The sequence below is a fragment of the Psychrobacter sp. GTC18467 genome (assembly GCF_055397455.1).
Genome location: NZ_AP038920.1, coordinates 1,158,667 through 1,176,079 on the forward strand (window position 1 = coordinate 1,158,667; position 17,413 = coordinate 1,176,079).

The 17,413-nt window shown below is 46.4% G+C and carries 16 protein-coding genes and 4 tRNA genes; 10 read left to right on the forward strand and 10 right to left on the reverse strand.

The annotated features are described in order from the left end of the window. The first annotated feature begins 193 nt into the window (after positions 1 to 193). From ACZ5XY_RS04920 to panD, 9 genes are all read left to right on the forward strand, one after another. The gene (locus ACZ5XY_RS04920) at positions 194 to 1,885 is read left to right on the forward strand and encodes a tetratricopeptide repeat protein (protein WP_464743423.1); all 1,692 of its coding nucleotides are present in this window, start codon (positions 194 to 196) and stop codon (positions 1,883 to 1,885) included. A gap of 147 nt (positions 1,886 to 2,032) precedes the next feature. Further along, positions 2,033 to 2,632, forward strand: coding sequence for a lipoprotein insertase outer membrane protein LolB (gene lolB / locus ACZ5XY_RS04925; protein ID WP_464743425.1), 600 nt, complete (start codon positions 2,033 to 2,035; stop codon positions 2,630 to 2,632). 28 nt (positions 2,633 to 2,660) lie between these two features. Further along, the gene (gene ispE, locus ACZ5XY_RS04930) at positions 2,661 to 3,659 is read left to right on the forward strand and encodes a 4-(cytidine 5'-diphospho)-2-C-methyl-D-erythritol kinase (RefSeq protein ID WP_464743427.1); all 999 of its coding nucleotides are present in this window, start codon (positions 2,661 to 2,663) and stop codon (positions 3,657 to 3,659) included. Between the two features lie 205 nt (positions 3,660 to 3,864). Further along, positions 3,865 to 3,940: transfer RNA gene (locus ACZ5XY_RS04935), tRNA-Gln, on the forward strand. Positions 3,941 to 4,053: 113 nt separating this feature from the next. After that, positions 4,054 to 4,129 (forward strand) — tRNA-Gln (locus tag ACZ5XY_RS04940). An 85-nt stretch (positions 4,130 to 4,214) separates the two neighbouring features. Continuing rightward, positions 4,215 to 5,159, forward strand: coding sequence for a ribose-phosphate pyrophosphokinase (locus tag ACZ5XY_RS04945; RefSeq protein ID WP_464743429.1), 945 nt, complete (start codon positions 4,215 to 4,217; stop codon positions 5,157 to 5,159). A gap of 199 nt (positions 5,160 to 5,358) precedes the next feature. Next, positions 5,359 to 6,024 (forward strand): 50S ribosomal protein L25/general stress protein Ctc, encoded by a 666-nt coding sequence (locus ACZ5XY_RS04950; RefSeq protein ID WP_464743431.1) that lies wholly within the window; start codon positions 5,359 to 5,361, stop codon positions 6,022 to 6,024. Between the two features lie 104 nt (positions 6,025 to 6,128). Next, positions 6,129 to 6,710 carry an aminoacyl-tRNA hydrolase gene (pth, locus tag ACZ5XY_RS04955; protein ID WP_464743433.1) on the forward strand — a complete coding sequence of 194 codons (582 nt, stop codon included), beginning with the start codon at positions 6,129 to 6,131 and terminating at the stop codon, positions 6,708 to 6,710. Between the two features lie 219 nt (positions 6,711 to 6,929). After that, positions 6,930 to 7,310, forward strand: coding sequence for an aspartate 1-decarboxylase (gene panD / locus ACZ5XY_RS04960; RefSeq protein WP_464743435.1), 381 nt, complete (start codon positions 6,930 to 6,932; stop codon positions 7,308 to 7,310). A gap of 62 nt (positions 7,311 to 7,372) precedes the next feature. Here the strand turns inward: panD and ACZ5XY_RS04965 are convergent, their stop codons facing one another. The 3 genes from ACZ5XY_RS04965 to ACZ5XY_RS04975 all read right to left on the reverse strand — a co-directional run bounded on the left by ACZ5XY_RS04965 (position 7,373) and on the right by ACZ5XY_RS04975 (position 8,527). Then, a complete protein-coding gene (locus ACZ5XY_RS04965; protein ID WP_464743436.1) occupies positions 7,373 to 8,017 on the reverse strand; it encodes an RDD family protein in 645 nt (214 codons plus the stop codon). Between the two features lie 176 nt (positions 8,018 to 8,193). Continuing rightward, a tRNA-Arg gene (locus ACZ5XY_RS04970) sits at positions 8,194 to 8,270 on the reverse strand. A 165-nt stretch (positions 8,271 to 8,435) separates the two neighbouring features. After that, a tRNA-Ser gene (locus ACZ5XY_RS04975) sits at positions 8,436 to 8,527 on the reverse strand. Positions 8,528 to 8,778: 251 nt separating this feature from the next. Between ACZ5XY_RS04975 and ACZ5XY_RS04980 the strand changes: the two genes are divergently transcribed. Then, entirely contained in the window at positions 8,779 to 9,567 is a 789-nt protein-coding gene (locus tag ACZ5XY_RS04980) for a hydroxymethylpyrimidine/phosphomethylpyrimidine kinase (RefSeq protein WP_464743438.1), read from the forward strand. 99 nt (positions 9,568 to 9,666) lie between these two features. Here ACZ5XY_RS04980 and ACZ5XY_RS04985 read toward each other — a convergent pair whose 3' ends face one another. From ACZ5XY_RS04985 to ACZ5XY_RS05015, 7 genes are all read right to left on the reverse strand, one after another. Next, entirely contained in the window at positions 9,667 to 10,236 is a 570-nt protein-coding gene (locus ACZ5XY_RS04985) for a YggT family protein (protein ID WP_464743440.1), read from the reverse strand. Between the two features lie 69 nt (positions 10,237 to 10,305). Continuing rightward, entirely contained in the window at positions 10,306 to 11,163 is an 858-nt protein-coding gene (gene proC / locus ACZ5XY_RS04990) for a pyrroline-5-carboxylate reductase (protein ID WP_464743442.1), read from the reverse strand. Between the two features lie 95 nt (positions 11,164 to 11,258). Then, the gene (gene tilS, locus ACZ5XY_RS04995) at positions 11,259 to 12,773 is read right to left on the reverse strand and encodes a tRNA lysidine(34) synthetase TilS (RefSeq protein ID WP_464743444.1); all 1,515 of its coding nucleotides are present in this window, start codon (positions 12,771 to 12,773) and stop codon (positions 11,259 to 11,261) included. Positions 12,774 to 12,973: 200 nt separating this feature from the next. Then, positions 12,974 to 13,777, reverse strand: a complete 804-nt coding sequence (locus ACZ5XY_RS05000) for an acetyl-CoA carboxylase carboxyltransferase subunit alpha (RefSeq protein ID WP_464743445.1) — start codon at positions 13,775 to 13,777, stop codon at positions 12,974 to 12,976. A 141-nt stretch (positions 13,778 to 13,918) separates the two neighbouring features. Next, on the reverse strand, positions 13,919 to 15,451 hold the full coding sequence (gene ppx / locus ACZ5XY_RS05005; protein ID WP_464743447.1) for an exopolyphosphatase: 1,533 nt from the start codon (positions 15,449 to 15,451) through the stop codon (positions 13,919 to 13,921). Positions 15,452 to 15,705: 254 nt separating this feature from the next. Further along, on the reverse strand, positions 15,706 to 17,007 hold the full coding sequence (gene hemL / locus ACZ5XY_RS05010; protein WP_464743449.1) for a glutamate-1-semialdehyde 2,1-aminomutase: 1,302 nt from the start codon (positions 17,005 to 17,007) through the stop codon (positions 15,706 to 15,708). A 36-nt stretch (positions 17,008 to 17,043) separates the two neighbouring features. After that, positions 17,044 to 17,394, reverse strand: a complete 351-nt coding sequence (locus ACZ5XY_RS05015; RefSeq protein ID WP_464743451.1) for a zinc ribbon domain-containing protein YjdM — start codon at positions 17,392 to 17,394, stop codon at positions 17,044 to 17,046. Between the last annotated feature and the right edge of the window lie 19 nt (positions 17,395 to 17,413).

Here is a 17,413-nt window from a genome sequence, read left to right on the forward strand (position 1 = left end):
AAGTTTAGTTATGCAAAATTTTTTGTGCAGCGCGCTCACTGACGGCGCGGTGCCACACCTTGATAATTGATGACCTTGCCCTATGATCTGTTTTGGTTTTGCCTCTCGCCTTGTTTTTAAAACTTGCAACTCGGTGCTGCAATCCAGTTGGCAGTGCTTATCGGCTTGGGCTAACTGGCGATCCCCCTGCGGCTTGATAACCCTCTGTTTTTTATCGTTTTCAGCAGTCGCGGCAGCGCCACCACTGGCGGCAGATTTGGCAGGGCTGCCCCCAAACTTAAGCCCTCAACAAAGAGAAGCTGCCAGTCTTTATGCACTGCTTGATGCCGAATTTGCTGCTGACCGCGGCGATATCCCGCGAGCGCTGAGCATTTATAAACATGAAGCCTTTAAAAAAGACGCCACTGCCGTTTTTGAGCGCGCGCTTGGGTTATCCATTGATACCGAGAGTCCGAGCCGCTCTTTAAGCTTTGCCAAACGCTGGCAATTGGATAACCCCGATCACGTTCCGGCTTGGTTTTATGTGGCGCATTTGGCGCTTAAAGCCCACGATTACCGCTTGGCAGGGGCAACGCTTAACCGGATTTTGCGCTATGATCCGCGCGCGGATTTAAGCGAAATCTTAATTGGCATTTACCCAAATAACGTTGAGGACCAACGTGAGCTGCTTGCCGCCTTACTTCCTATTGATAGCGCTCAAAACGCCTCGCTTTCGGTATTAAAAGCCGGATTATTAAATCAGTTCAACAACCCTGAAAACGCCTTAATCCATATCAATCGCGCGTTGATGCAGCAGCCTGATTATGTGCCGTTTATCACCTTAAAAGCCGATATTTTGCGTAAAACTGCCGATCAAAATGAAGTCAGTCAATTTATCAGGCAAGCTCGCTTACGAATTCCGGGCAGTAAAAGCTTATATTTATACGAAATTCGCTATTTGCTGGATTTAAAGCGCAATTTGGAGGCGCAAAAATTGCTGCTTGAGGCGCAAAATCGCTTTGACAATGATCCTGAGATTACCTTGCTAGCGGCACTCGTCAGCCTTGATGTTGAGGATTATAAAAGCGCCGATAAACTGCTCAATCTCTTGGCAAAAAGCCCAAATTATTTAAACCAAGCCTATTACTACTTGGGAATCAGTGCCGAGCGGCAACAGCGCTTTGAGCAAGCAAAGTATTATTTAAACGGGGTGATGCAAGAAGACTTGGTGCTTGCGGCGCGTGAAAAAGTGGTGGATCTTGAGCTGCTTGATGACAATGTGGAAGCTGCCCTTGCCGTCTTAACCAAGCTTCGCGATCAGTTTGAAGTTTTTGCCCCCGATACTTATGTCATGCAGGCGGATATTTTATGGCAGCGCGGTGAGGATGAAGAGGCTCGGCGCGTTTTGAGCAAAGCGGCTCGAAAATATCCGGATAATGAGATGATTTTATTTGCTCGCGTCCAGTTATTAGATGACGTGAAAGATTATGCCATTAAACGCCCCCTTTTAAACCATTTGCAAGCGCTTGATCCTGACAATTTGGCGTATCAGTTAAGCTTTGCCCAGTTGCTATTGGCTAATGACCAACGCTCTGAGCAAGGCATCACTATTGCCCAAAACATCATCCAAATTCGCTTTGATGACCCGCGTTATGACAATGAACTGCACCTACAAGCGCTTAATGTTTTGGCAGCAAATGCCCTTGCCAACCAAAAATACGAGCAAGTCATTGACTATCTTCAAACCCCTTATGATGTGCTTCCTACCTTGCAGTCAGGCGTGTTATTGTTGCGCGCTTATCAAGGGTTGGGTGATACGGCGAAAGTAACGCTACTGCTTGCAGATTTACAACAGCGCTTCTCGTTTGGTCAGCAAAATATCAATGACCGCGTTCAGCTGTATTAAAAGGTTTAATGAGGTAATTAAAATTTTACAACGATTTGTCGCAATATTGGCAACACTAGGTTGTTAGCCTTGATTTTTTGAACAGCTTCAAAGCTCGACTATGAAACATCTTAAGCCTTACAATTAAAGGCTCAGTAAAGGACAGTTATGACCAAATCCATGATAAAAACCCCTGTCATTTTGGCAGCAATCAGCCTGCCTATTGCCATTTTAAGCGGTTGTCAGTCGCTACCCAAAAGCACTCCTAAGCCAAGCTCGCCGATTTCACAGCCGCAAAAGCTTGCAAGTTTTAATATTAATGGCAAAATTGGGGTAACCAACCCGCAAGCAGTCGATGGCAACCAAGGCGGCAGCGCGTTTTATGCTTGGGGTCAAGAAAATGAGCGCTTTGCCATTGAACTTATTGGCGCCCTTGGCATCGGCAAAACCAATATCAGCTATGACGGTCAAAGCGCGACTTTGGTGAGTGAAAAAACCGGAACGCTGACGGCAAAAACGCCCGAGGAATTACTCCAAAAGGCAACCGGTTGGCAAGCCCCGATTTCGCAGATGCCTTATTGGATTTCTGGTCGCGCAGCGCCCTCGGACAACACGCCAAAGTTTGATGCTCAAAACCGTTTAATCAGCTCACAAAATGGTCAATGGTCAGCAAGCTTTACTTATAAGGGTAATGACAAGCTGCCCAATAAAATCAGCGCCATTCAGCCAAACGGTCAAAAAGTGGTGATGACCATTAACCATCAATAGCTGAACAACGACTAAGGAGATAACGCTTATGAGTGCCAGCAACGACGCTTATTTTGGAATTCATACCGCACTCACCCGCCTATCTCCTGCAAAAATCAATTTATTTTTGCACCTCAATGGCAAACGTAAAGACGGCTATCACGAGCTACAAACCGTCTTTCGCTTGCTCGATTGGGGCGATTATTTGCATTTTTTACCCACAACAAGTTTCGCTTTGGTGGGCTTGATTCAAGCTGATCCTGAGTTTGCAACCAAATCTAGCGCTGAGCAAGCCGCCACGCTTTGTCATCAGTTGATTAAGCTAAATGGGGCGGCAAGCATCACTGAAAATCTTGCAGACAATTTGATCATTAAAGCTGCCACCGCCTTATTACAATTTGCGCTTGAACAGGGCAGTTTGCCGGAGTCACTGAGCCAAATTACCTTAAGTATTGATAAACACATCCCCATGGGCGCAGGGCTTGGCGGTGGCTCCTCGAATGCCGCAACCACCTTAACCACGCTCAATCGCTTATGGCACTTAAATTTAGAGTTAAGCGTTTTGTGTCGCCTTGGCGCCACCTTAGGGGCGGACGTTCCGATTTTTATTTTTAATCAAGATGCCATCGGCGGCGGCATCGGTGATGAGCTCAGCCCCATTACCCTTGCCGATCAGTATTATTTATTGCTGACCCCAAACGCGCATATCAGCACCGCCACCCTCTTTAACCACCCCAAGCTGTCTCGAAATCAGCCCAAACTTGCTTTAACCACCATCAAGCAGCAAAGTGATGACTTTAGTCAAATCTTAACGCCGGCTTATCAAAACGTATTTACGCCCTTGGTAACGGAGCTATCGATAGCCGTAGCCGAGGCGCTTGCGTATCTGCAAAGCTTATTACCCCTTGAAATCAGTACGGCACGAATGAGCGGCACCGGAAGCGCCGTGTTTTTACCGCTTCCTGATGAGGTTGCCTTTGATGAAGACCTTATCCAATCATGGATTGACCGCGCTCCTTGCCCTGCAATTTTGGTTCACAATTTATAAAAAAGGGCTCATGTAAGCTTGGGTGATTTAAAGGAAAAGTTTGTAATTAAAAGCTGATGGCTCATTTTCTAAAAAATAAGTTGCTAAAATGGGTAGGCTTTATGGTCATAGTTTGCTAGAATAGCGCCTGACTTAAAACATTGAAGAAAAAATACGCAGAACGCTTGCAAATTAAATTTTTTTATTTATAATAGGTCGCCCATATAGGGGTATAGCCAAGTTGGTAAGGCATCAGGTTTTGATCCTGACATCCGTTGGTTCGAGTCCAGCTACCCCTGCCATATTTAATTAAGATTGCCCGCGCACTCTTAATCGATAGCTTAAAGCTTGTTACTTCTTTAAAAAGCAATTTTATAGAACACAAGCTTTTTTGGTATCATGTCAAACCGTTTTTAGGGGTATAGCCAAGTTGGTAAGGCATCAGGTTTTGATCCTGACATCCGTTGGTTCGAGTCCAGCTACCCCTGCCATTTTCCAATCTTTACCACAATTTACTTTGAGCAGTTCGTCACTGCTTAGCGGTCGCTGCTTGAGTCAATCAATAGGACATCAATCATGCCTTATTTGGCGATTTTCACGGGAAGTGCCCACCCTGAATTAGCAAAAACCGTAGCCGACCATCTGCATATCCCGCTCGGCAAAGCTGATGTTACCCGCTTTTCAGACGGTGAAATTGCTGTTGAAATCAAAGAAAACGTCCGTGGTAAAGATGTGTTCATCTTGCAGTCCACCTGCGCCCCAACCAATGACAACATCATGGAAATCATGATGATGGCGGATGCTTTGCGCCGCTCAAGCGCCGGTCGAATCACCGCGGTCATGCCTTATTTTGGTTATGCTCGTCAAGACCGCAGACCGCGCTCTGCTCGTGTTCCTATCTCTGCCAAAGTCGTTGCTGATATGCTAAATATCGTGAGCATTGACCGCGTGATGACGGTTGATTTGCACTCCGATCAAATCCAAGGCTTTTTTGATATTCCAGTTGATAATATTTACGGCACGCCAGTATTATTAAACGACTTAACCAAGCAGCATTATGATGACTTAATGGTCGTCTCCCCTGACGTGGGCGGTGTGGTTCGTGCTCGCGCCATGGCAAAACAGCTTGGTGATACCGACCTTGCCATCATTGACAAGCGCCGCGCTCGCGCCAATGAATCGCAAGTCATGCACATCATTGGTGATGTTCGCGACCGCGATTGCGTGATTGTGGATGACATCGTCGATACCGCAGGAACGCTTTGTAAAGCGGCGCAAGCCTTAAAAGACAACGGCGCTCGCCGCGTTTTAGGCTATATTACCCATCCGGTATTGTCAGGAAATGCCCTAAAAAATATCAGTGAATCTGTGCTTGATGAGCTTGTCGTCACCGACACCATTCCGCTGTCAGAAGCTGCCAAAGCTTGTAGCAAAATCCGCCAAGTTAGCATTGCCCCCACCATTGCCGAAAGCTTACGCCGAATCAATAATGAAGAATCAATCAGCGCAATGTTTGAATAAGGCATGCTCACGCCATCAAATTAGTTTGATTAAAATAAAGGCTTAGGTTTAAGCCTTTATTATTATTACAAAACCTCGTATAATGCGCCTCCAAGTCTGATATCGTTTTATCAGCTTATCATCAAGTAAATCGACGCCAAACTTGGTCGCAAAGTTTGCCACTGTATTTACTTTTTTTATTTTTTTATAGGATAACCTCATGAGCAATAACCCATTTGCCCTAAGCGCAGTTGACCGTTCTGCTGACTTGCAAGGTAAAGGTGCGAGCCGCCGCCTTCGTAAGCAAAACCTTGTTCCTGCCATCATTTATGGCGGTAACGAAGAGCCAACTGCGATTTCTCTTAAAGTCAATGAATTGGTTAAATCCATTGAAACTGAAGCGTTTTTCTCACAGATTTTGACCATCACCGTTGATGGCACTGAGCACCAAGCGGTTATCAAAGCCTTGCAGCGCCACCCATCAAAAGGCTTCCCAATGCACGTGGATTTTCAGCGCATTGTTAAAGGTCAAAAAATCACCTTGAACGTTCCGGTTCATTACGAAGGCGAAGAAAACGCTCCTGGCACTAAAGCTGCGGGTATCTTGTCAACGCTTGTGACCGATATTGAAATTTCTTGCTTGCCGTCACAGCTTCCTGAAAACCTAACGGTTGACGTTTCAGGACTTGATATCGGTGATGTGATTCGCTTATCAGACGTAAAACTACCTGAAGGCGTTGCCATCGTTGAGCTTGAAAACGAAGAAGGTCATGACCGCACCATCGTGACTATGCTTGCTCCTAAAGTTGAAGAAACCGAAGACGCAGGCGACGCTGCTGCTGACGACGTTCCTGCCACTGAGCAAAAAGACACTGACAGCGAATAAGCTGCTGCAGTAAGTCTATTGTTTGAAAACAGCAGGGGATAATCTCTCCTGCTGTTTTTGTATGCCGTAAATATAACTTTCATCTTTGCTAAAAAAGAGCCGCTATGACCTTAAAGCTTATCGTTGGCCTCGGAAACCCCGGCGCTGAATACATGATGACCCGTCACAATGCAGGGTTTTGGTTTGTTCAGCATTTGGCGCAGCAGTTTAATATTCCCTTAAATCCTGACAAAAAATTTCACGGCGTCACCGGTCGCGGTCAGATTTTGGGTCATGATGTTCGCTTATTGTTGCCGCTGACCTTTATGAACAAATCGGGGCAATCGGTCGTGCCGATGGTCAAATATTACGGCATTGATAACGATGAGCTGTTAATCGCCCATGATGAGCTTGATTTAAACGCCGGCGTCATTAAATTAAAAACCGGCGGCGGTCACGGCGGTCACAATGGTCTTCGCGACATTACGCCGCATATTGGCAATGACTTTCACCGCCTGAGGATTGGCATCGGTCACCCCGGTCACAAATCCAAAGTCAGCGGTCATGTGCTCTCAAAAGCCTCAAGCGCTGAGCAAGCGATGATTGATAGTGCATTAAGCGCCGCTTTTGATGCGCTGCCCTTATTGTTGTCCGGCGACATTGAACGGGCGCGGTCACAAATAAATGGGTTTAAATTGCCCAGTTAACGCGGTATCATATTGATTTTAAAAAGCTTGGCAAATATCAGCTTGGGCTTTTTTTATGCGTTATTTATTACAGCGGCTTTTTTAAAATTGCTTTGTTTTTAAAATAACAGCCTCAGCAGCAATATTTCGTTTGATTTAAAAATGGTGAGCGGCAACCCTTTTAATATTGCCAACTCTCGCCATTAAGCTCCTAATCTCGACTCAAAGGATAAGCCCTTCATGCTACTTAACATGCTTAAATGCAAATTGCACCGCGCCCGTGTCACCCACGCCGAGCTTCACTACGAAGGCTCTTGCGGCATTGATGGCGACCTGCTTGATTTGGCAGGGCTGCGCGAAAATGAGTCCATCGATATTTATAACGTCAACAACGGCAAGCGCTTTCGCACTTACGCCATCCGCGCGGAAGCTGGCTCTGGTATCATCTCTTTAAACGGCGCAGCCGCTCACATGGCGGACATCGGCGATATCGTCATCATTTGCGCTTACGCTCACTTGGACGAAGCCGAAGCGGATGAGTATTTACCAAAGCTCGTTTATTGCAACGAAGACAACACCGTGAAAGACACCGCCAATATCATTCCGGTGCAAGTGGCATAATTTTTTTTATAACAATAAAAAAAGCTGACATTGAAGGTCAGCTTTTTTGTGCGATTAATTATTTAAGGCTGTTTTTTGCGGTTTCTAAAGCCCTCTAAAATCCCAACGTGAGCAACTTTGGGCATTTTTAAGGTCATGGTGTTGGACAGCAAATCTTGAACCGCCAAGCCGCGCTGATTAAAAAGACAAAATAAATAGTTAAAAATGAATCCCAAAAAGGCGCTGGTCAATAAAATCTGCCGCGAGCCACCAATTAGATAGCCCACCATCGCCAATACCGCAGGCACCAAACATGCCGCCAAAATCCGCTTGACCGATTGCCCCCAACTGAGCAATTTACCGTCTTGATTGACCGTTTTCAGCCGCCACGTCTGCATGCCAAGCGTTTGACCACCACGACGCCAAAACAGCCCATAAAAGCCAATGAGCGTGAGCACAAAGGCAGGGGTCATCACCAAATTTTGATACCATGACGGCAGCGACTGCGCTTCATTGGCGCTTGTCCCTGATTGCATAGTAAGCAGCGTCCCAATCACTGTCAAAACCGTCCCCACCAAAAACAGCAGCGCCAAAATCAGCATGCCATCATAAACAATCGCCACCAAGCGCGTCAGCGGTTTGGCAATGGTCGGCTCATCACCATTTTGCGGTAAGTTTTGAGAGTGGTTTTGCGGCGGAATTTTGGGCGTTAGGGTAGGTTTTGGCATGACTTTGAACCATCATAAAAGATGGTCTATTGTACCGCAAAATCGCCGTTCTGCGGCGCGGATTGTTTGGCAAGATTGCCGCACAAAAATAACAGGCATAAAAAGCAGGCACAAAAAAATCGCCAAATTGTCATGTGACAGGCGATTGATTGTTGAACTTAACGCTAGTTGCAAAATGGTGCGCCTGGAGAGATTCGAACTCCCGACCCCTTAGTTCGTAGCCAAGTGCTCTATCCAGCTGAGCTACAGGCGCATTTTGCAAAACTTTACTACCCAAACAAAAGCTTTTGTAGTAAATTAGGTTGGCTATTATATAGATAATTTCGAGGTTGTCAATACTTTTTTCAAAGTTTTTTTAAGTTATTGGCAATTTATTAAACCGCGTTTTAACTTAAAACTGACTGCTCAAACCAACAAATGGCGGTGAAGGAGGGATTCGAACCCTCGATACGCGTAATTACGTATGGTTCCTTAGCAGGGAACTGGTTTCAGCCACTCACCCACTTCACCGAAACGATTTAAGACAGTTTTACCCAAAGTATCAATGCTAACGATACGTCTTATGCCGTGGGCGAGTATTATAACAAAGTTCACCTTGTTTGCAAGCCCTTAAATGGCATTTTAATTCAATTGTCAGCAATGTCATTGATTTTACTTGAAAATAATCTTTTCACTTTTTGCAGTTACTGGCTATTTTTGTCAATCAAAGCTATAGTAGCAAGCAAATTAAATAACAAAAAATGATTGAGAAAGGAGACCTCATGCGACCGGTAGTATTGTGTTTTTCAGGGCTTGACCCGTCAGGCGGCGCAGGATTGCAAGCAGATATTGAGGCCATTGGGCAAGCCGGCGCTCACGCAGCCATTGCTTGTACCGCAATTACGGTTCAAAACTCGCAGCAAGTGATGGGATTTGAAGCTTGTAGCGCCGATTTGCTTGAGCAGCAAGCCAAAGCGGTGTTGGGTGATTTGCCGGTTGCGGCGATAAAATCGGGAATGCTTGGCACGACGGACAATATTACCAAACTGGCTGGTCTTTTTAAAAGCGGTCAAATTGATAATTCGCTGCCGTTTGTGCTTGACCCCGTGTTGGTTGCCAATAGCGGTGGCAGTTTGGGCGATGAAACAACGCTAGTTGCCGCGTTTCAAGAGCTGTTGCCCTTTGCCACGCTGATTACACCAAACACGCACGAACTGCGAGCATTAAGCGGTGAGCAAGATTTGCACGTGGCGGCTAAAAAATTGTGCAATCAAGGCGTTCATGCGGTATTGGTCAAAACGTCGCACGATTTTGACAGCGGCGATATTGAACAGTTTTTATATGTTGGCGGTGAGATGGTACTTAAAAGCGTGATTGAGCGGCTTCAAGGCGAGTTTCATGGCTCAGGCTGCTCACTTGCCAGCTTTATTGCCGGTCGCTTGGCGGTGGGCGATGCGTTAGCCGATGCGGTAATGGCAGCCGATGATTGGATTATTAAAACACTAAAAGCTGCGGACAGACCGCATCCTGAGGATGAGGCGGCGCAATTAATTCCTAATCGTTTTATTTAGATTGCTAAAAGTTCTTAAACTTTTTTCAAAATTACCCAATAAAAAAGACGCTTAAATTTTGCGTCTTTTTTTAGCCGTTTGTTTTCACTAAACTTTATGTTAACCCAGCATCGGTAGCAAATTTGCAGCAATGGCGGTGACAAAAATTTCAATCAAGTACAGCGCAAAAAACGCAATCATTGGCGATAAATCAATCATGCCAAGATTTGGAGTAATTCGACGAAAGGGCGCTAAAATTGGCTCAGCTAAACGGATGATAATCCCGATAATCGGGTGATTGGATTGGGTAAATACCACAATCCAGCTGACGATGATTGAGCCGATAACCAAATAGCGGCACATGCGTAAAAAGTCCAAAATCAAGCTGAGCGAGCCTTGAAAAAACAGCGGAATAGGCGCTATGCCTTTATGCATCAGCGCCGCTTTTCCTGAAATGTCAATCAAGCGAATTAAAAACATCAGCACAATGGCGGCAATGCTGATGCGACCATGACCGACGGTCGGAAAAATACGCCCGAAAACATCAACGATTTGGGTGGCTTGGTAGGCGGGGCGAATCGCGGGGTCGCGAGCGTCCATTCCGGCAAATTGCAGCATAAAGCGGATAAACACCAGCAGCATGGCAAAGGTGGTCACCAAATCAAAAATCTGTAATAACATATCGTTCATGAAGTGCTACTCAATGTCGTAAAAATCAAAAAATATCAAAACTAACGCAAGACTTTATTCAAGACAAGCTTATTTGCTATCGCCGCTTAGCTCTTGACTGCGGGCGCTGCAAGCTTTCATCGCCTCAATGATGTGATCGCCAACGTGAAGCTGCTGCATGGTTTCAATTGCCGCTTGCGTTGTGCCATTAGGCGAGGTCACGCGGCGGCGAAGCTCCTTTGGTGGCTCATCACTTTGCGATGCCATAGTTGCCGCGCCAAGGACGGTTTGCATGGCAAGCGCGGTCGCCTCCTCATGGCTTAGCCCCAACTGCTCGCCGCCTTTTATCATCGACTCTAAAAAATAAAACACATAAGCTGGCGCTGACCCTGCAACGGCAGTAACCGCGTGCATTTTGACCTCAGAATTGACCCAAAGCGTTAGTCCCGAGGCGGCAACCACGGCTTCGGCAAGCGCCTTTTGCTCAGCGCTGACGCTATTATCAGCAAACAGCGCCGATGCGCCCATCTGAATGGCTGACGGGGTATTTGGCATCACGCGAATGATATGTTGATAGCCGCCAAGCATTGTGGATAAAGTCGCCACCGAAAGCCCTGCGGCAACTGAAATTACTAACTGCTCATCTAACGCATCGGCAAAGTCTTTTACCACTTCCGCCATTTTTTGTGGTTTCACCGCTAAAATGACCACGTCCGCGCCCGTAATCGCATCTTTTGGATAAGTTTTGGCATCAACCGTGTGTAGCCCTTTGTCCTTAAAAAGCTGCCGCGTACTGTCACTTGGGGCAGAAACAATGATTTGCTTTGGGTCAATTCCGCAAGCAAGCAGCCCTGAAATTAACGCTTGCGCCATATTGCCGCCGCCGATAAAGCTGATGGTTTTGTTCGCCAAGGTGCTTTTGATGGCTTGAGGGTCGATGGCGGTCATAAGGACTCCTTTTAATTAACAGGGGCGCAAACTAAAAATCCATAGCCGCGCGTAAAATGCTATTAAGTTTAGCACACTGACCTACGTCTGGCTGATTAATTCTTCATGGAATTCTGACCAAAGCGGCTTTGAATGGTGAATCTAACTTGTTCTTTTTGTTCTGATTTCAGCGCGTCATTATCACTGTCAAAAAGCGCCCAATCTTGATAAATTGAGCAAAGCATAACGGGCAGCCGCATTTTTTTGTCATCAATTAAGCTAATCACCACTAAGCTGTCTCTAAGCCAAACTGGAATGCCAAGCGCTTGAAACAGCTTTTTGCCAGATTTTGGCGTGGCATTTGGCGCAAGGGTTAATTTTTGCTCGCGGGTTAAGGCTCGAACCTCAAGACCAAAACCATAGGTTTGCAAAAAATTTATTGCCGCTTTAGAAAGTTTTAATTGCCAGTGATAATTGGCTATTTCAAAAAAGCTCATCATTTCTTGATTTGGCAATTTTGGATAAAAAACTTTTGGGGCAATTGGCTGTTGCAGTTTGGCGAAAAACTGCTGGTTTAGGCGAAATAAATGCTTTCGATAACGAAAAATGTAATAACTTTGCTCGCTTGCCTGCCATTCAAGCTTGGATTCGTGGTTATTATCGGCTCGTAAGGTAAGCGCGAGCACCTCATCAACCAAGCGCTTTGGCGGCGGTAACGGCTCATCAAGACTAAGCCAAAAATGCAGCAATTGGGCGCGCTGAGAGGGTGGTAACTGCCGTAAAGTATCACTATCAAGTACGCGCTGAATCGGCGCAAAATCAAGCGCTTTGTTTTGGCAGCGTTGATAATTTTGCGCAATTTGAGCCTCAAGGCTGACTTTAGCCTCATTGAGCAATGCCGCACTTTTAGCCATGTTGGTAACAGCTTTTGGATTTAAGATGGTAAGCTTTGGCAACACCTCATTGCGCAGATGGCTTCGAACGTTATCGCCTGCCGTATTGGTTGGGTCGTCGATATAGGGTAATTGTAGTGCTTTGGCATAATTGCTAATATCGGCGCCCTGAACTAAAAGCCAAGGTCGAAACAGGTGGTAGCGCGAGCCTTTTTTATTGACCTTGCGCCAAGGCTGCATTGCTGAAAGCCCCGCAACCCCTGCCCCTGAAATCAACCGAAACAGCAGCGTTTCGGCTTGGTCGTCGCTATGGTGAGCAAGTAAAATCACGTCATCTTGGCAAATTGCCGCGCTCATTGCCGAATATCGCGCCTGCCTTGCCGCTTGCTCATCTTTGCCATTAACGGTAATGCTTAATATTTGGCAAGGTAAATTTTGCGCGGCAGCCCAATTTTGAACATGAGTTGCCCAAGTATCGCTTGCAGCTTGCAAGTTATGATTCACGTGCAATAACTGCGGTAAAAACGGCAATCGACCTTGATGATAAAGCTGAGCGCAAAGCGCCGCCAGTGCTAGCGAGTCACGACCGCCACTACAAGCTAACCAAACCTTTTTACCTGTTAATGGCTTAAAATATTGCTCAACGCTTTGCAACAGCGCAGCAGCAAGCTTGTCATCAACCGCTTGATTGACGATAGTACAAATCGGATAAGGTCGGATGCTGTCACTAGCGCTCAAAATTACTCCTGATTAAGTCGTTTTTTATGATGAATATGAAATAAATACAAAGTCTTAAAACCGCTTAAAACATTTCATTGCTCAATCATTATACGGTTTAATTGGCATAAAAAAACGCGCCGTATGGGCACGTTTTTATTAGCTACGTTGTTAACAGGCACGTTTTTTAGAATTAAAATTTAAGCGGCTATTTTATACGATTAGCAAGGCAGCATCACTTCTGAATCAAAAGCTTTTAATTTTTCATAGCGCTTTTCACAGCGCTCGTCAGCGTCCATGGTCTCAAGCTCGCTTAACTGTTCAAGCAGCAAGGCTTTGAGCGAATTCATGACTGGTTTTGGCTGTAAATGAGCGCCCTCACCTTCATCAATAACCGCGTCAATCAATCCCATTTGGTATAAATTGATGGCGTTTAATTTAAGCGCTTCACTGGCATCTTGCGCTTTTTCAGCAGTTTTCCAAAGGATTGACGCGCAGCCTTCAGGGGAGATGACCGAATAAATGCTGTTTTGTAGCATATTCACTTTATCACCAACGCCAATGGCAAGCGCGCCGCCTGAGCCGCCCTCACCAATGATGGTCACGATGATCGGCACGCGAAGGCTTGAAAATACGGCAATGCTTTCGGCAATCGCTTGCGCTTGACCGCGCTCTTCTGCGCCAACGCCAGGGTAAGCACCTTGGGTATCAACAAAAGTCATCACCGGAATGCCAAAGCGCTCTGCCATTTTGGCAAGACGAATGATTTTGCGGTAGCCTTCAGGGTTTGCCATCCCAAAATTGTGTTCAATGCGCTCGCGGGTGCTGCGACCGCGGTGCTGACCGACGACCATCACCGGCTTGCCATCGATGCGCGCAAGACCGCCTAAAATGGCTTTGTCATCGGCAAACGCACGGTCGCCATGCAACTCGTCAAACTCCGTAAAAAGCTGATTTACATAGTCCATAAATAATGGACGATTGGCATGGCGCGCCAGCTGAACGCTGTCCCAAACGGTGCTCATAGACCTATCCTTTTTGTCATAGTATCGGCAACAGCCTTGATAAGCTATTTTGCCCTATCAAAGTACAGTTGTAAACTCATTCTACAAAAGTCATTCAACTAATCTGCAAGCGGTCAATCACCTTAAGCGGAGGATTTCAAACTATAAGGCGATAACATGAAGTTCAATGCCCCATTTGGCAAATTGCTCAATTTGCGCGTTTAAATCGCCAAGTAAACACGAATAATGCTCGCTTGCCGCCATCACCTTAATTTGCCAACGGTTAGGATTATTCTCCAAAATGCTCAGCTGAATTTTGGGCGGCGTGTGCTCGCTGCGGCTGTGCTGAATCAAAACAGCGAGGCGCAAAAGTAAGCAAAGATAAACCAACGCTTCTCCGCCAACCAACATCACTTGCTCGCGCAAATCGGCTTTGAGCTTATGGCGGTGGTTCAGCACCAATTGTGCCATGCGCTTTTGGTCGACTTGCGAAAATCCAGGGATATCGGAAAATTCAAGCAAATAAGCGCTGTGGCGATGGTAGCCGCTGTGGGCAATGGCAAGACCAATTTCATGTAAAAAGGCGGCGCGTCTTAACAAATCGCCATCTTCATCGGTGAGATTTAGCGCATTTTTCACTTGGTCAAATAACTGCTGAGCAGTTTTTACCACTTGTTTGGCTTGTTTTTTATCGACCGAATAGCGCTTGATAAGCGCCTGAACGCTTCTATCGCGGACGTCTTCACTGGCAAAGCGCCCAAGCATGTCGTACATCACGCCTTCACGAAGCGCGCCGTCAGAAAAGCTTAACGTCTCAACGCCAAAGGCTTTCATCGCGGCAATTAAAATCGCCACCCCGCCTGGAAAGACCGCTTTTCGGTGTTCTTTGACACCCTCTAAATCAATATTGTCCACATGACCGATTTCGATGAGGCGTTTTTCAAGCTTTTTAATACCTTCATAAGTGATGCGCTCTTGGTCATCCGCCCAGCCTTCGCTGACCAGCACCTGCTGAACCGCTTTAATCGTCCCGCTTGAGCCAACCACACTGCTCCAACCAGCTTTTTTATAGCGGCGGTTAATTGCCAAAATCTTTTTGCGAGCGCCGGCTTTGGCACTGTTAAAAATCGATTTGGTCATCACCCCATCGGCAAAAAAGCGCTGAGTAAATGCCACGCAGCCCATTTGTAAGCTTTCGGTCAGCATCGGCTCAAAACCTTGACCGATGATAAATTCGGTTGAGCCGCCGCCAATGTCAATCACCAAGCGCTTATCGGTACTGGCGTTGGTGTGGGAGACGCCCAAATAAATCAAGCGCGCTTCCTCACGGCCGGCAATAATTTCAATCGGCTTTGGCAAAATGGCGTTGGCACGGTAAATAAAGTCGTCGGAGTTGGTCGCTTGGCGCAGCGCGTTGGTTGCCACAATGCGGATACGATTTGCGGCTACCGAGTCAAGGCGCGCTGCAAATCGGCTTAAGCAATCCAAACCACGCTTTTGCGCCTCATCGCTTAAAATATTGTTGGCATCAAGCCCTGCTGCCAATTGTACTTTTTCCGACAGCGACACAATTTTGCGAACCTCGCCGTGGTCAAGCCGCGCAATCGCCAAGTGAAAGCTGTTTGAACCTAAATCTATCGCCGCCATCAGCTCATCTTCAGCAAGCGGCGGGGCAAAGGAGTCATAAGTGAGCATAAAAAACCACGCAAAAGTTATCAGCAGGGCACTACCAGAAGCAGCATTGGGAACAAAATGCCGCCATTAAAGCATTAATATTACGCGGTTTCAACACAAAACCTTGCTTAAATTGTCGGGCTTTTTTGTAACGGATTTTAGCGGTAAAATGCTTGGGTTAGCATTTATAAATGGCAGCGAATTTAGCAATTGCCGTTCGCCATAAAAAAACCAACGACTGAGCGTTGGTTTTTTTAGTCATGAGCAAATCAGTTTTAAACCGCTGCCATTTTTGCAAAAACTTCATCGGCAGCATCAAGGGTAGCTTTAATGTCCTCATCCGTGTGCTTAATCGACATAAATCCTGCCTCATAAGCTGACGGCGCAAGGTAAATGCCGCGCTCAAGCATGCCATGGAAAAAGGTGGTAAAGGCATCGATATCGCAGTGCGTCACATCATCAAAGTTTTTGGGCGTGGTCGTGTCAGTATCTTTAACAAAAAACATCCCAAACATGCCGCCTAAATGATTGGCTCGCAGATTAATGCCATGCTTGTCGGCTTTTTCTTGCAAGCCTTCAATCAGCATTTTGGTTTTTTCACTTAATTCATCATAAAAGCCATCGACGGTTAAATCTTCAAACATGGCAATCCCTGCGCGCATGGCTAATGGGTTGCCCGATAACGTTCCGGCTTGGTAAACGCCGCCTAAAGGTGCGATACAAGACATAATCTCTTTTTTACCGCCAAACGCACCAACCGGAAGCCCCGCGCCAATGATTTTACCAAAGCACGTCAAATCAGGCTCAATGCCAAAATGCGCCTGAGCGCCACCAAGACCGACGCGAAATCCAGTCATAACTTCATCAAAAATCAAGACCGCGCCGTTGTCGGTGCAAAGCTTACGAAGTGTGTCGTGAAACTCTTGCGTTGGTACAATCATATTCATATTGCCGGCGATTGGCTCAACAATCACGCAAGCAATCTCATTACCCCATTTTTCAAAGCAGTCTTTAAGCGCTTGTGGGTCGTTGTAAGGCAAGGTGATGGTGTGCTTGGCAAAATCTGCCGGAACGCCTTTTGAGGTTGGCTCACCGATATCGAGCATTCCAGAACCTGCTTTCACCAAAAGGCTGTCTGAATGACCGTGATAGCAGCCTTCGAACTTAACAATTTTGTCACGACCGGTAAAGCCGCGCGCTAGGCGAATTGCGCTCATGGTCGCTTCTGTCCCTGAGCTGGTCATGCGAACCATCTCAACACTTGGCACAATCTCACAAATCTTATCGGCAACGGTGGTTTCAAATGGCGTTGGCGCGCCAAAGCTTAAGCCATCATCGGCCGCCTTTTTGACCGCTTCAATGACTTTTGGGTGCGAATGCCCCAAAATCATCGGTCCCCAAGAGCCCACATAATCGATATAGGCGTTGTCTTCGGTATCAAACATTTTGCTGCCAGCTGCTCTATGGATAAATACCGGCGTCCCACCAACTCCGGCAAACGCTCGAACCGGCGAATTCACACCGCCGGGGATATGTTTTCGGGCTTGGGCAAATAACTGCTCGTTTTTTGTACTCATTACTTGTCTCTTTTTTATTTATAAATTAAATAAAAGCTAAGCTTTTTTTACCACCGACGACTTAAGTTTCATTGCCCCAAAGCCATCAATTTTGCAATCAATGTCATGACCATCGGTTGCATCCGGAAGCAAGCGAATGCTTTTTACTTTGGTACCAACTTTAATGGACGTTGATGAGCCTTTGACCTTTAAATCTTTAATCACCGTTACCGCATCGCCATCTTGAAGCTCATTGCCAACCGCATCGCGAATCACCGCATCAGCATCACTTGCTGCTGCCTCCGACTCCGCTTGCGTCCACTCATGAGCGCACATCGGGCAAACGAGAAGCGCTCCGTCTTCATAAGTATAATCGGCATCACAGCTTGGGCAATTGGGTAGACTCATCATATCCTCGTTAAGCAGC